The sequence below is a fragment of the Streptomyces sp. NPDC002476 genome (assembly GCF_042889785.1).
Lineage (GTDB): Bacteria > Actinomycetota > Actinomycetes > Streptomycetales > Streptomycetaceae > Streptomyces.
The window spans coordinates 1-12655 of the sequence record NZ_JBIARH010000010.1; the positions used below are offsets into that span (position 1 = coordinate 1).

A 12655-nucleotide genomic window follows, 5' to 3' on the forward strand; every position below is an offset into this window, starting at 1 on the left:
CGCCTTGCCGGGCTTGCCCCTCGCCCCGCTCCTTCCTCCGCCCCACCTATGCGCGCGACCTCTTACGCGAGAGGCGTCCCGCGGCACGGAACACCGCGGGACGCCTCAGCCAAGGAACAAGGGCGGGACACGCTCTGCCGGAAGCCCGGAAGCCCGGAAGCCCGGAAGCCCGGAAGCCCGGAAGCCCGGAAGCCCGGGCGCTCCCCGGGGAGAGGGGCCCGGCCGGTCGGTCAGCGGCGGTACAGCGCGCGCAGCCTCTCGTGCACCTCGGCCGGTGCCCCCGTCCGGTCCAGGCCCAGCAGCGCGGCCCCCAGCACCGGGGGCTCCGTCACCACCCGGACGACCGCCTTCGGGGCCCGTACCGCGAGGAGGTCCGCGATCCGTTCGTCCAGCCGGGGGTGACGGGCCGCCAGCACTCCGCCGCCCAGCACCACCGGCGCCTCCTCGGCCAGCAGACCCAGTCGGCCCAGCGCCACCGACGCCATCGAGACGACCTCCTCCGCCAGCCGGTCCACCAGCGCACCCGCCACCGCGTCCCCGGCCGCGGCCGTCGCGAAGAGCACCGGGGTCAGCTCGTAGCGCCGCTCGGACTCGATCCGGCCCAGATGCAGCGACTCGATCAGCGCGTACATCGAGTCGAGCCCGAAGTACGCGGGCAGCGCGCGGGCCAGTTCGGTCGGCTCGCCGCGACCGTCCTCGGCCCGCGCGGCGAACCACATCGCCTCCTCGGCCAGCCCCGAGCCGCCGCCCCAGTCACCGGAGATGCGGCCTATCGCGGGGAAGCGTGCGGTCCGCCCGTCCGGCAGCATGCCGACGCAGTTGATGCCCGCACCGCAGACGACCGCCACGCCCCGGGGCTCGTCCACGCCCGCGCGCAGGATCGCGAAGGTGTCGTTGCGCACCTCGACCGACTCGCCCCAGCCCCGGGCGCGCAGCGCCGTCGCCAACTGCTCCTCCTCCACCGGGAGGTCGGCGTTGGCGAGACAGGCCGACACGTGCGTGACGCCGCCGGACGGGACGCCGGACAGCTCCAGGGCCCGGCCGACGATCGCGCCGAGCGCGTCGACGGCCGCCTCCACGCCCACCACCGGTGGCTGGAAACCGCCGCCACGAGCGGCCGACAGAATCGTCCCTTCGGCACTGATCACAGCCACGTCGGTCTTGCTGTTCCCGGCGTCGATCGCGAGGACCGAAGCGTTCACGCCCACGCCAGGTGCTCCCGGTTGTGCGCGATCAGCTTGTCGGTGAGCGCCTCGGCGTACTCGAACTGGCCGATCAGAGGATGCGCGAGCAGCGCCTTGAACACCGCGTCTCTCCCGCCCGCCCGCCCGGTGGCTCGCCCACCACGCAGCGCCGCTTCCAGGGCCAGGTCCTCGTACGCGGTCACGTTGGCGATCAGGCCCGCGTAGAGCGGGTCCAGCTCCGGCACGGCGAGCGGGGTCGCCCCCGTGCCGTCGACCCGGGCCTGCACCTCGATCACCGCGTCGTCCGGCAGGAACGGCAGCGTCCCGCGGTTGTACGTGTTCACCACCTGCACCGGGGATCCGCCCGAGCCGAGCAGCGAGGACGCCAGGTCCACGGCCGCCTCGGAGTAGAAGGCGCCGCCGCGCTTGGCGAGCAGCGCGGGCTTCTCGTCCAGCGCCGGGTCGCCGTACATGGCGAGGAGTTCCTTCTCCATCGCGGCCACCTCGGCCGCCCGGGACGGCTTGGTGCCCAGCTCCCGCACGACCTCGTCGTGCGCGTAGAAGTACCGCAGGTAGTACGAGGGGACGACGCCGAGGCGGTCGACGATCGCCCGGGGCATGCGCAGGTCGCCCGCGATCGTGCCGCCGTGCTCGGCGAGCAGCCTCGGCAGGACGTTCTCACCGTCCGGGCCGCCGAGGCGGACACCCATCTCCCAGGTCAGGTGGTTGAGCCCGACGTGGTCGAGGTGCACCTGGTCAGGGGTGACGTCGAGCAGCCGGGCGAACTTCCGCTGGAAGCCGATCGCCACGTTGCACAGGCCGACGGCCTTGTGCCCGGCCTGGAGCAGCGCCCGGGTGACGATGCCGACCGGGTTGGTGAAGTCGATGATCCAGGCGTTCGGGTTGGTACGGCGGACCCGCTCCGCGATGTCCAGGACGACCGGGACGGTGCGCAGCGCCTTGGCGAGGCCGCCCGCGCCGGTGGTCTCCTGGCCGATGCAACCGCACTCCAGCGGCCAGCTCTCGTCCTGGTTGCGGGCGGCCTGGCCGCCGACGCGCAGCTGGAGCAGGACCGCGTCGGCGTCGGCGACGCCCGCGTCCAGGTCGGCGGTGGTGACGATCCGTCCCGGGTGGCCCTGCTTGGCGAAGATCCGCCGGGCGAGGCCGCCCACGAGTTCCAGACGGTCGGCCGCCGGGTCGACGAGCACCAGCTCCTCGATGGGCAGCGTGTCCCGCAGCCGGGCGAATCCGTCGATCAGTTCAGGGGTGTAGGTGGACCCGCCACCCACTACAGCGAGCTTCATGGTCAGCCCTTTACTCCGGTCAGTGTGACGCCCTCGACAAACGCCTTCTGGGCGAAGAAGAAGACGAGGATCACGGGGGCCATGACCAGTACGGTCGCGGCCATGGTCAGGTTCCAGTCGGTGTGGTGCGCCCCCTTGAACGACTCCAGTCCGTAACTGAGGGTCCAGGCGGCCGGGTTCTCGGAGGCGTAGATCTGCGGGCCGAAGTAGTCGTTCCAGGCGTAGAAGAACTGGAAGAGTGCGACGGCCGCGATGCCCGGCTTGGCCATCGGCAGCACCACCCGCAGCAGGGTGCGCAGTTCGCCGCAGCCGTCGACCTTCGCCGCGTCCAGGTACTCGTCCGGGATGGTCAGCAGGAACTGCCGCAGCAGGAAGATGGAGAACGCGTCGCCGAACGCCATCGGGACGATCAGCGGCCAGAGCGTGCCGGACAGGTCCAGCTGCTTCGCCCAGAACAGGTACATCGGGATGACGACGACCTGCGGCGGCAGCATCATCATCGAGATGACGAGCATCAGCGACAGATGCCGGCCGCGGAAGCGGAACTTGGCGAGCGCGTACGCCACGGGCACCGACGAGACGACCGTCAAGGCCGTGCCGAGCCCCGCGTACAGCAGGGTGTTCTTCCACCAGGTCAGGAAGCCCGGGGTGTCGAACACCTTCTTGTAGTTGCCCCACTCGAAGGGGTGCGGCCACAGATCGCGGGTCAGCGCCTGCTGGTCGCTCATCAGCGAGGTGAGCACCAGGAAGACGAACGGCAGCACGAAGAACAGCGCCGCGGCGACGCCGAGCGCGTGCACGGCGATCCAGTTCAGCAGCGCCTTGCGGCGCGCCGCGCGACCGGCCGGGGTGACCGGGTCGGGCGCCGGTGCCGTGCCGGCCGCCGTCGCTCGGGTGTCCAGTGCCTGGGCCACGTCACTCACCTGCCTGGATCAGCCCGCCGCGGCGCCGCATCAGCAGTGCGGTGAACGCCATGGCGAGAACGAACAGAACGAGCGCGGTCACACAGGCGGAGCCGTAGTCGAAGCGCTGGAAGCCGAGGTTGTAGACGAGCTGCGGAAGCGTCAGTGTCGACTTGTCGGGATAGCCGGGTTCGAACGGCTGGCCGGAGTCACCGATCACGCCCGAGGCGACCTTCCCGGCCACGAGTGGCTGGGTGTAGTACTGCATCGCCTGGATGATCCCGGTGACCACGGCGAACATCACGATCGGCGCGATGTTCGGCAGGGTGATGAAGCGGAACCGCTGGAACGGGCCCGCCCCGTCCAGCTCCGCCGCCTCGTACTGCTCCTTCGGCACGTCGAGCAGCGCGGCCATGAAGATCACCATCAGGTCGCCCACCCCCCACACCGCGAGCGCGGTCAGCGCGGGCTTGGACCAGGTGGCGTCGGTGAACCACCCGGGCGTGGGCAGTCCCAGCTCCCCGAGGATCGAATTGGCCGGCCCCGTACCGGGGTTGAGCAGGAAGACGAAGGCGAGCGTCGCCGCGACCGGCGGCGCCAGGTACGGCAGGTAGAACAGGGTGCGAAAGACCCCGGCCCCCGTCTTGATCTTGGTGATCAGCAGTCCGACGCCGAGGCCGAACACCACCCTGCAGGCCACCATCACCACGACCAGCCAGAGCGTGTTGCGCAGTGCCGGCCAGAACAGCGGGTAGTCGCCGAAGACGTACTGCCAGTTCTTCAGCCCGCTGAACTCGGGGGCGGTGAAACCGTCGTAGGAGGTGAAGGAGAAGTAGAGCGTGGAGATCAGCGGGTAGGCGAAGAAGAAGCAGAACCCGATCAGCCACGGCGACATGAAGGCCGCGGTCCACAGTGCCGCTCTTCCGCGTTTCGCGCCGAGGGCCGGCCCCCGGCGCTTCACCGGCGGTGCGAGTGCGTCCGTACGCTTGCTCATCGCGGCGCTACTTCGCCTGAGCGATCGCCGCGTCGATCTCGGCGGCGGTCTTCTTCAGGCCCGCCCCGATGTCCTTCTGCACGCCCTTCTCGATGTCGAATCCGAGGTTCTGCAGGGACACCAGGTACGCGCCGCCGTTCACCGAGGGCGGGGTGGTGGTGCTGTTCGGGTCGGCGGCGATGTCCAGGAACGTCTTGAAGCGCGGATCGTACTTCAGCTTCGGCGACTTCAGTGCGGCCAGCGTGGACGGCACGTTGTGGATGGCGTTGGAGAAGTTCACCACCGCGTCCGTGTCGGTCGTCATGAACTTGACCAGTTCCCAGGCCGCGTTCTGCTTCTCCGAGGTGGCGGCGATCCCCGCGACGGTGCCCGTGATGTAGCCCTTGCCGTAGGTGTCGGCCTGGTCGTCGGCGACGGGCATCGGGGCCACACCGATCTCGAACCCGGGCTTGCTCTGCTCGGCCATCCCGAGCCGCCACGGGCCGTCCAGCTGCATGGCCACCTGGCCGGTGTGGAACGGGTGCTTGGCCCCCCACTCGTTACCGAACGACGTGCGGAACTTCTCCAGCTTCTCGAACCCGCCGAGGCCGTCGACCAGCTTCTTCTGGGTGGTGAGCATCGCGGCGAACGCCGGGTCCTCGGCGATGTTCGACCTGCCGTCCGCGTCGAAGTACTTCGGGTCCCAGCCGCCGAGGTAGTGCTCGGTCGTCGACTCGTAGCCGTGGTAGTTCGGCATGAACCCGAGCCGCTCGTACGAGTCGCCCTTGGTCTTGGTCAACTTCTTGGCGGTTGTGGCCAGTTCGGACCAGGTCTTCGGCGGTTCGGCGATCCCGGCGGCCTTGAACGCGTCCTTGTTGTAGTAGAGGCCGTACGCGTCGCCGAGCAGCGGAACCGTGCAGCGCACGCCGTCGAACTGTGTGTACTCGTTCATCGCTTTCGGGAACGTCTTGTCCGGGTCGATGCCGTCCCGCTTCAGGAACGGGTTCAGATCGACGAACGTCTTCGAGGAGCAGAACTTCCCGACGTTGTTCGTGGTGAAGGACGAGACGACGTCCGGAGCCTTCGAACCGCCCGCCCGCAGCGCCTGGTTGATCTTGTCGTCGGTCATGTTGCCGACGACGTCCACCTTGATGTTGGGGTGCTTCTTCCGGAAGGCGTCGACCGTGTCCTGGATCGCCTTGACCTCGCCCGGGTCGACCCAGCCGTGCCAGAAGGTGATGGTGGTCTCCTTGGACGCGTCGTCCGTGGCACCGGAGTTGCTCTGGCCGGTACAGGCGGAGGCGAACAGCGTGAGCGCGGCGGTCGCGGCGAGCGCTGCGGCCGGCTTCCGGCGGACTGCGGACATGACGGTGTCTCCCGAGTACGAGGTGCGGAGGGGTGACGTACGGAGTTGGGGCGGTGAGGAGCGGATTCGGAGGGGCGGGCGGACGTCGGAGCGGGGTGCGCGGTCAGCGCGAGGTGTCGAAGACCTCGTCGCGGGTGGTGACGAGGGCGCTCTCCAGCGCGCCGCGCAGGACGGGGCGATGCGTCACGGCACCGGCGATCAACCGGGGCCGGGAGGCGGACAGTTCGGTGAGTTCGGACTCCACCCGGCCGCGCAGGGGTTCCCCGCCGGCCGCGATCACGTCGCCGGACAGCACGACGAGTTCCGGGTCCAGCACGGCGACCATGGACGCCAGCCCGGTGGCGAGCGCGGTGGCGAACCGGTCGAGGAGCCGCGTGTACGGGCCTTCCTCGCCCGCCTCCGCGACCTCGGCGGCCCTGGCGATCAGCCGGGACGCCACCTCGTGATGGGTGCCGGGGGCGCGTACCGTGTCGTCGTCGATGCCGAGCTCCCGGGCCAGTCGGGCCAGCACCTGGGCGCCCGCCAGCTCCTGGAACCCGCCCGAGTTCGCCTTGGTGACCTGCCGGACCAGCGGTGCGCCCGGCACCGGCAGGAAGCCGACCTCGCCGGCGCCGCCGGTGAAGCCGCGGTGCAGCCGCCCGTTGATCACGAGGGCGGCGCCGAGCCCCTCCTCGTTCCACAACAGGACGAAGTCGTCGTGCCCCCGCGCCGCGCCGAGCCGTTGTTCGGCCACCGCGACCAGGTTCACGTCGTTCTCGTACTCGATCGGCATCGGCAGGGCCGCGGCCAGCTCGTCCAGCAGCGCGGGGGAGTGCCAGCCCGGCAGGTGCGAGGCGTACCGCAGCCGTCCGGTGCCGGGGTCGAAGGCGCCCGGGGTGCCGATGACGACCCGGTGGATCTCGGAGCGGGTGAGCCCGGCGTCCTTGACCGCCCCGTCCAGCGCGTCCGCCACCTGCCGTACCACGCAGTCGGTGCGCCGGCCCGAGGTGCGCAGCTCGAACTCCCCGACCGTCTCGCCGGTCACGTCGGCGACCGCGGCGAGGATCCGCCGGCCGTTCACGTCCAGCCCCGCGACGTGCGCGGCCCGCGCGTTCACCGCGTACAGCTGGGCGTTGGGCCCGGGCCGCCCCGCCACCGTCCCGGTGGCGACGACCAGCCCGGCCGCCTCCAGCCGCGCCAGCAGCTGCGAGGCGGTGGGCTTGGAGAGCCCGGTCAGCTTGCCGATCCTCGTGCGGGAGAGCGGTCCGTGCTCCAGCAGCAGATCGAGGGCGGCCCGGTCGTTCATGGCTCGCAGGACGCGGGGGGTACCCGGTGTGGTTCCGGCCATGAGCTCCACCTGCCCTGTGTTCGGAAAGGTTGCTGGGAAAGTTGTTAGGAAACTTTCCTATTCGGTGAGAGGACGGTATGGCGCCGCGGCCGGGTCGTCAATGGTCAGCATCGCCGAGGCAATCAAAGCGTTACGTGGAGGCGGCCGTTCGGTTGCCTCCGGTCCCCCTGGGAGCCGTGGAGCCGCGGAGCCGGGGTCAGGGGGAGCGGGACGGCGGCCGGCATTCCGGACAGCCGCAGCGCGGGCCGCGGGACGGCCGAAGGGGCACGCACGGATCAACGGATCCACGCGTGCCCCTTCGGGCGTGTTCGGGAAGCCCCGGCTACTTCGACAGGTTCGACGACGGGGTGATCGGGTTCGCGGCCAGGGACTGCGGCGAGGTCGCCGACGCGAACGCCGACGGGGCGGCCACGGCGGCCGACGGGTCGGGGGCGGGCTCCTCCTCCACCTGGGCCGGGACGCCGCCGACGATCCGGATGCCCGCCTCGTCGAAGGCCCGCTTGATCCGCCAGCGCAGCTCGCGCTCCACGCCCACCGCCTTGCCGGGCATCGTCTTCGCCGCGACCCGGACCGACATCGAGTCCAGCAGCACGTCGCTCAGGCCCAGGATCTCCACCGGGCCCCACAGCCGCTCGTTCCACGGGTCCTCCTTGGCCATCGCGGCGGTGGCCTCGTCGATCACCGTGCGGACCCGGTCGAGGTCCTCCGAGGGGTGCAGCATCACGTCGACGCCGGCCGTCGACCAGCCCTGGCTGAGGTTGCCGATCCGCTTCACCTCGCCGTTGCGCACGTACCAGATCTCGCCGTTGTCGCCGCGCAGCTTGGTGACCCGTAGGCCGACCTCGATGACCTCGCCACTGGCCACGCCCGCGTCGATGGTGTCGCCGACGCCGTACTGGTCCTCCAGGATCATGAAGACGCCCGACAGGAAGTCGGTGACCAGGTTGCGCGCGCCGAAACCGATCGCCACACCGGCCACACCCGCGGAGGCCAGCAGCGGGGCGAGGTCGATCTGGAACGCGCCCAGGATCATCAGGCAGGCCGTGCCGAGGATCAGGAACGACGCCACCGAACGCAGCACGGAACCGATCGCCTCGGAGCGCTGACGGCGGCGTTCGGCGTTGACCAGCAGCCCGCCCAGGGCGGTGCCCTCCACCGCCTGGGCGCTGCGGTTCATCCGTTCTATGAGCTTGGTGAGAGCGCGCCGGACGGCGGTCCGCAGCACGATCGCGATCGTCATGATGAGCACGATGCGCAGACCGATGCTCAGCCAGGTGGACCAGTTCTCCTCCACCCAGCTCGCGGCGTTCCCGGCCTGCTCGGCGGCCTCGTCGAGCGAGCTGCCGGCCCCGGGTGACGGGGCTGCGGTCAACAGGGCGGACAGGGACACGACGGGACCTCCGGGTGGGGTGCGACAGGCCCACCACACTAACGGGGCAGCGAACGAGCACCACCGTCGCGACCGAGCGGACGGAGGCATTACGGGGGCGCCGGGGCGCACATGTGGCCGATCGCACACCGGACGGCCGTCTCCGCCGCGGTGGGCCCCGAGGAGCCCGTTCCGACGGGCGTCGACGGGGCCGGGCGGCCGGCGACGACGAAAAATCCTTCCGGCCCGTTACCCGCACGTGGTGGCGCTTCGACCAGGCGTGAGGAGAAAATCGGATCGGATCGTCCCGGCGCGAGCCACGCGCCGCCGGCGTACAAGGAGGCGTCCACCGTGCCGCATGTCCTGGTTCTCAACGCGTCGTACGAGCCGCTCGGCGTCGTACCGCTCCGCCGCGCTCTCGTCCTCGTGCTCGAAAACAAGGCCATCTGTCTCGAGGAGTCCGGCGCCTTCATGCACAGTGCCACCCGGGTCGTCCCGGCGCCCAGTGTCGTCCGGCTGAAACGGTTCGTACGGGTTCCCTACCGGGGGCCCGTACCGCTGACCCGCCGGGCGCTGTTCGCCCGCGACGGAGGCCGCTGCATGTACTGCGGCGCCGCCGCGACCAGCGTCGACCACGTCATCCCGCGCAGCCGCGGCGGTCAGCACTCCTGGGACAACGTGGTCGCGGCCTGCCGCCGCTGCAACCATGTCAAGGCCGACCGGCACCTGCCCGAGCTCGGCTGGCGGCTGCATCAGCAGCCCGCCCCGCCCACGGGCCTCGCCTGGCGCATCATCGGTACGGGCCATCGCGACCCGCGCTGGTTGCCGTACTTGCAACCCTTCGGCGCGGACGACGCGATGGCCCGGATCGACGGCATATCAGCCTAGGATCCGGGCCTTCGTCGTCCCCGGGGCCGGGCTTGGGGACGACATCGGGTGCGCCCGCGGCAACGCGGCCGGGCCCGGCCCGCGCATGAGGTTTCCGCGTGCGGACCGGCGCTCCGCGTCGTTCCGTCCCCGCGCTACTCCGTCGCGGCGACGGCGTACGCCTCCACGGCCCAGAGCGAGTAGCCGAACCCGGTGCCCCGGGCATCGCCCTGGACGCGGATGAAGCGGGTGTCCTTCGCGTCCATCCGCACCGACTCGCGCCCGCCCCGGCCGTCCCGCACGGTCGCCGCCGTGCGCCAGGTCCGCCCGTCCGGGGAGACCTGGACGCGGTAGCGGGAGGCGTAGGCGTCCTGCCAGTGCAGCACCACCTGGCCGATCCGGGCCGGACTCGACAGTTCCGCCTGCCACCAGGCGCCGTCCTCGACCGGTGAGGACCAGCGGGTCTCCGGATCGCCGTCGGAGGCGGCCGAGGCCGGGAAGTCCGGGGTCTCGTCACCCGAGGAGGACGCGGTGGCGGCGCGCAGCAGGTCGGGGCCCCCGGTGCGGGGATACGCCCGGACGGTGAGCGTGCTGCGTTCCTCGCCGAAGCCGATCGGCACCTCGTACTCGCCCGCCGGGGTGCCCGCCGGGACGGTGATCTCGACGGGGACATCGGTACGGGAGCCGCGCGGCACCCTCGTCTGCTTCGGCACGCTCACCTCGATGCCCTCGGGAGCCTGCGCGGTGAGCCTGCCCCGCACCTCGGCGGGGCGCCGGGCGGCCAGCCGGGCCCGGACCCGCTGCGGTCCGCCGCCGATCTCGGCGTCCGTCTCGCCGCGCGCGAGGTCGAGCCGGGCGGCCGGTTCGTCGCCGAACCACGGCACGAGCGCCCGTACGCGCGGAGCCGTCGCGTCCCCGGAGGCACCGTTTCCGCTCCCGGACGCGGAGGGACCGCCGGCCGTCGGTCCGGTCCCGGACGCATCGCCTCCAAAGACCCCGGAGGTGTCGCTCCCGGTCGTGGCCCCCGGGACGATCGGCGGCAGCGCACCCGTGATGACCGGGGGAGCGGCCGGACCGCCGACGGGCCAGCTGATCCGGATCGCGTCCGCGCGCAGCCCCCGCACCGGCGTCTGGGTCCAGCCCGTCCCCGACACCGGGCCCAGCCGACGCCAGCCCTCGCCGGGCACGTGCGCCTCCAGCGTCGCTCCGGCCGCCGTGCCGCTCCCGGGCACCGTCATCGCCGTCACCGTCTCCACCGGACGGGCCCGGTCCAGCCGCACCGTGTAACTGCCCGGCGCCCGGGTCGCCGTGCCCGCCTTCCGGTCCGCGCCGGTCCAGGCGTCCGCCTCCCGGCGCACCCGGTCCAGGAACGGGCCCAGCACCCCCTCACCGACCGTCGCGCCGCTCCTCTTCGTCGCCCGGTGCAACGGCTCCAGCGCCAGGGACGCCCGCCACGCGGCGGCGCCGTCGCCGCGCGACTGGGCCCCCAGCAGGTCGACGGCCAGTTCGCCCGCCCGGCCGTACCGGGACAACTGCTCGGTCCACGGCCGCACTTCCTCGTCGAGCCGCCCGCCGGCCGGCCCCTTCAGCCGCTGCGGGGCCTCGCGCATCACCGTGAAGGCGTTGCGCAGCGCGCGCTCGGCGCCGTCCCGTGCCGCGGCGTCCTCCGCCGTGCGCGACCGCCAGAACGCGTCCAGCAGCGGCCGCAGGTACGCCGACTCGTCGCCGCCCAGGACGGACGTCGCGCTGTTCCCGGCCAGCGCGCGCAGCGCGTCCCCGGCACGGGCGTCGCCGCCCGCGAGGTCGTCGATCGCCGCCCGCCAGGACTCCTGCGGCCGGTACCCCTTCGGGTTCCACGCGAAGTCCGCGGCGGTGAACAGCGGGATGCGGGACGCCGACGGCTGCTCCATGGCGTTCGCGAGCAGCGCCGTGGAACCGGCCGCCACCGCCGGGTCCCGGCCGGTGTACGGGCCCAGGAAGATGCGGTCCTGCGCGTAGTCGTTCACCGGGTAGTTGTCCATCGTGACCAGCGGATGCCGGAACGCGGCCCGCGCACCGGCCAGTTCGCCGCCGGTGATGGTCCGGGGCACGACCCCGACACCGGTCCAGGCGACCTGCACCCGGTCGTCCAGCTCCTTCGCGAGCGCCGTGCGGTACGCGGTCGCCCCGTCTTGGTAGAACTCCGTCGGCATCACCGACAGCGGCTCCGAGCCCGGATGGCGTTCCGCGAGGTGCCGTGCCACCGCGCTCGCCACCCGCGCCTGCGCCCGGGCTGCCGCCTCGGGGCCCCTGCCGAACGTGTCGGCGTCGTCGCCGCAGTGCCACTCGCTGTAGCTGACGTCCTGGAACTGCAGCTGAAACGCCCGCACGCCCAGCGCCCACATCGCGTCGAGCTTCTTCGTCAGCGCCCGCACGTCGTCGTCCGACGCCATGCACATGCTCTGACCGGGGGCGACCGCCCAGCCCAGCGTCACGTGCTCGGCACGGGCCCGCTCGGCCAGCGCCCGGAAGTCGGCCCGCCGGTCGGCGGGGTAGGGGTCGCGCCAACGGGCCTGGCGGTACGGGTCGTCACCCGCCGCGTAGAGATACCGGTTCTGCTTCGTACGCCCCATGAAGCCGATCTGCGCCAGCCGTTCGGCCCGGGTCCACGGCTCCCCGTAGAAGCCCTCCGTCATCCCGCGCACGGCGGTGCCGGGCCAGTCCCGGACCGTGACCCCGGCGACACCGCCGTCCCGGAGCAGCTGACGCAGCGTCTGCACCCCGTGGAACAGGCCGTCCTCGCCGACGCCGTCCACGGCGACGGTGTCGCGGCCCGCGACCCGGCCGACCGCGAGCCGGTAGCCGCCGGAGGGCAGATCGCCGCGGTCCGGGACGCGCAGTGCGCGCAGCGCGTCCCCGGCGCTGTCGCCGCCGAGCCGGACGACGGGGCCGCGGCCCGGCAGCGTCTCGTGGACGGTGCGCACGCCCGCACCCCGCAGGACCTCCCGGAGCGCCTCCACGGCGTACGGATCGGCGTCCGCGCCGGCCACGAGCGTGACCTCCGCGGTGAGCGGGACGGACGGGCCGGACCTCTCGATCGACTGGGGGCGCGGCCACACGGCGGGGGGCGCGCCCTCGTCCGTGCGGTCCGGCGTGGTCACGGTGGGGGAGCCGGGCGCCGAGGGGGCCGCGACCGCGGCCGGCGTTCCCGTGGAGAGCAGCCCGCCGAGCACGGCGACCGCGACGGCCGTCGCCCGTTTCCCGTACCTGAGCCGCATCGCCCGTCTCCCTCGCTTCCCCGGCTCCCGCCGACGGCGCTTCCTTCGCCCCGGCCGGCGTTCGCCTCGTTCTCGCCGATGGTGCTTCCGTGGTCCCACCGGTGGC

General features: G+C 72.3%; 9 protein-coding genes. 1 reads left to right on the forward strand and 8 read right to left on the reverse strand.

Features of this window, described 5'->3' with window-relative positions; all coding sequences use genetic code 11:
• Nucleotides 1–230: 230 nt before the first annotated feature.
• The 7 genes from ACFYXM_RS14365 to ACFYXM_RS14395 all read right to left on the reverse strand — a co-directional run bounded on the left by ACFYXM_RS14365 (nt 231) and on the right by ACFYXM_RS14395 (nt 8446).
• Nucleotides 231–1208: an N-acetylglucosamine kinase gene (locus ACFYXM_RS14365; RefSeq protein ID WP_389289316.1), complete on the reverse strand. Its 978-nt coding sequence runs from the start codon at nt 1206–1208 to the stop codon at nt 231–233.
• Nucleotides 1199–2488, reverse strand: a complete 1290-nt coding sequence (locus ACFYXM_RS14370; RefSeq protein WP_389289317.1) for a 6-phospho-beta-glucosidase — start codon at nt 2486–2488, stop codon at nt 1199–1201. The genes ACFYXM_RS14365 and ACFYXM_RS14370 overlap by 10 nt, the downstream gene beginning before the upstream one ends.
• 2 nt (nt 2489–2490) lie before the next feature.
• Entirely contained in the window at nt 2491–3402 is a 912-nt protein-coding gene (locus tag ACFYXM_RS14375) for a carbohydrate ABC transporter permease (protein WP_389289318.1), read from the reverse strand.
• Between the two features lies 1 nt (nt 3403).
• Nucleotides 3404–4285 carry a carbohydrate ABC transporter permease gene (locus ACFYXM_RS14380; protein WP_389289483.1) on the reverse strand — a complete coding sequence of 294 codons (882 nt, stop codon included), beginning with the start codon at nt 4283–4285 and terminating at the stop codon, nt 3404–3406.
• 106 nt (nt 4286–4391) lie between these two features.
• Nucleotides 4392–5729 carry an ABC transporter substrate-binding protein gene (locus tag ACFYXM_RS14385; protein WP_389289319.1) on the reverse strand — a complete coding sequence of 446 codons (1338 nt, stop codon included), beginning with the start codon at nt 5727–5729 and terminating at the stop codon, nt 4392–4394.
• A 103-nt stretch (nt 5730–5832) separates the two neighbouring features.
• Nucleotides 5833–7056, reverse strand: a complete 1224-nt coding sequence (locus ACFYXM_RS14390) for an ROK family protein (RefSeq protein ID WP_389289320.1) — start codon at nt 7054–7056, stop codon at nt 5833–5835.
• Nucleotides 7057–7378: 322 nt separating this feature from the next.
• On the reverse strand, nt 7379–8446 hold the full coding sequence (locus ACFYXM_RS14395) for a mechanosensitive ion channel family protein (protein ID WP_389289321.1): 1068 nt from the start codon (nt 8444–8446) through the stop codon (nt 7379–7381).
• A gap of 330 nt (nt 8447–8776) precedes the next feature.
• Here ACFYXM_RS14395 and ACFYXM_RS14400 point away from each other — a divergent pair, with 330 nt between their 5' ends.
• A complete protein-coding gene (locus ACFYXM_RS14400) occupies nt 8777–9313 on the forward strand; it encodes an HNH endonuclease (RefSeq protein ID WP_389289322.1) in 537 nt (178 codons plus the stop codon).
• A 134-nt stretch (nt 9314–9447) separates the two neighbouring features.
• Here the strand turns inward: ACFYXM_RS14400 and ACFYXM_RS14405 are convergent, their stop codons facing one another.
• Nucleotides 9448–12549, reverse strand: coding sequence for a beta-N-acetylglucosaminidase domain-containing protein (locus tag ACFYXM_RS14405; RefSeq protein WP_389289323.1), 3102 nt, complete (start codon nt 12547–12549; stop codon nt 9448–9450).
• Between the last annotated feature and the right edge of the window lie 106 nt (nt 12550–12655).

Coding starts and splice junctions, on each gene's coding strand:
- ACFYXM_RS14370 (WP_389289317.1), bottom strand. CDS start 2,488: ATGAAGCTCGCTGTAGTGGGTGGCGGGTCCACCTACACCCCTGAACTG.
- ACFYXM_RS14405 (WP_389289323.1), bottom strand. CDS start 12,549: ATGCGGCTCAGGTACGGGAAACGGGCGACGGCCGTCGCGGTCGCCGTG.
- ACFYXM_RS14390 (WP_389289320.1), bottom strand. CDS start 7,056: ATGGCCGGAACCACACCGGGTACCCCCCGCGTCCTGCGAGCCATGAAC.
- ACFYXM_RS14380 (WP_389289483.1), bottom strand. CDS start 4,285: ATGTCGCCGTGGCTGATCGGGTTCTGCTTCTTCTTCGCCTACCCGCTG.
- ACFYXM_RS14385 (WP_389289319.1), bottom strand. CDS start 5,729: ATGTCCGCAGTCCGCCGGAAGCCGGCCGCAGCGCTCGCCGCGACCGCC.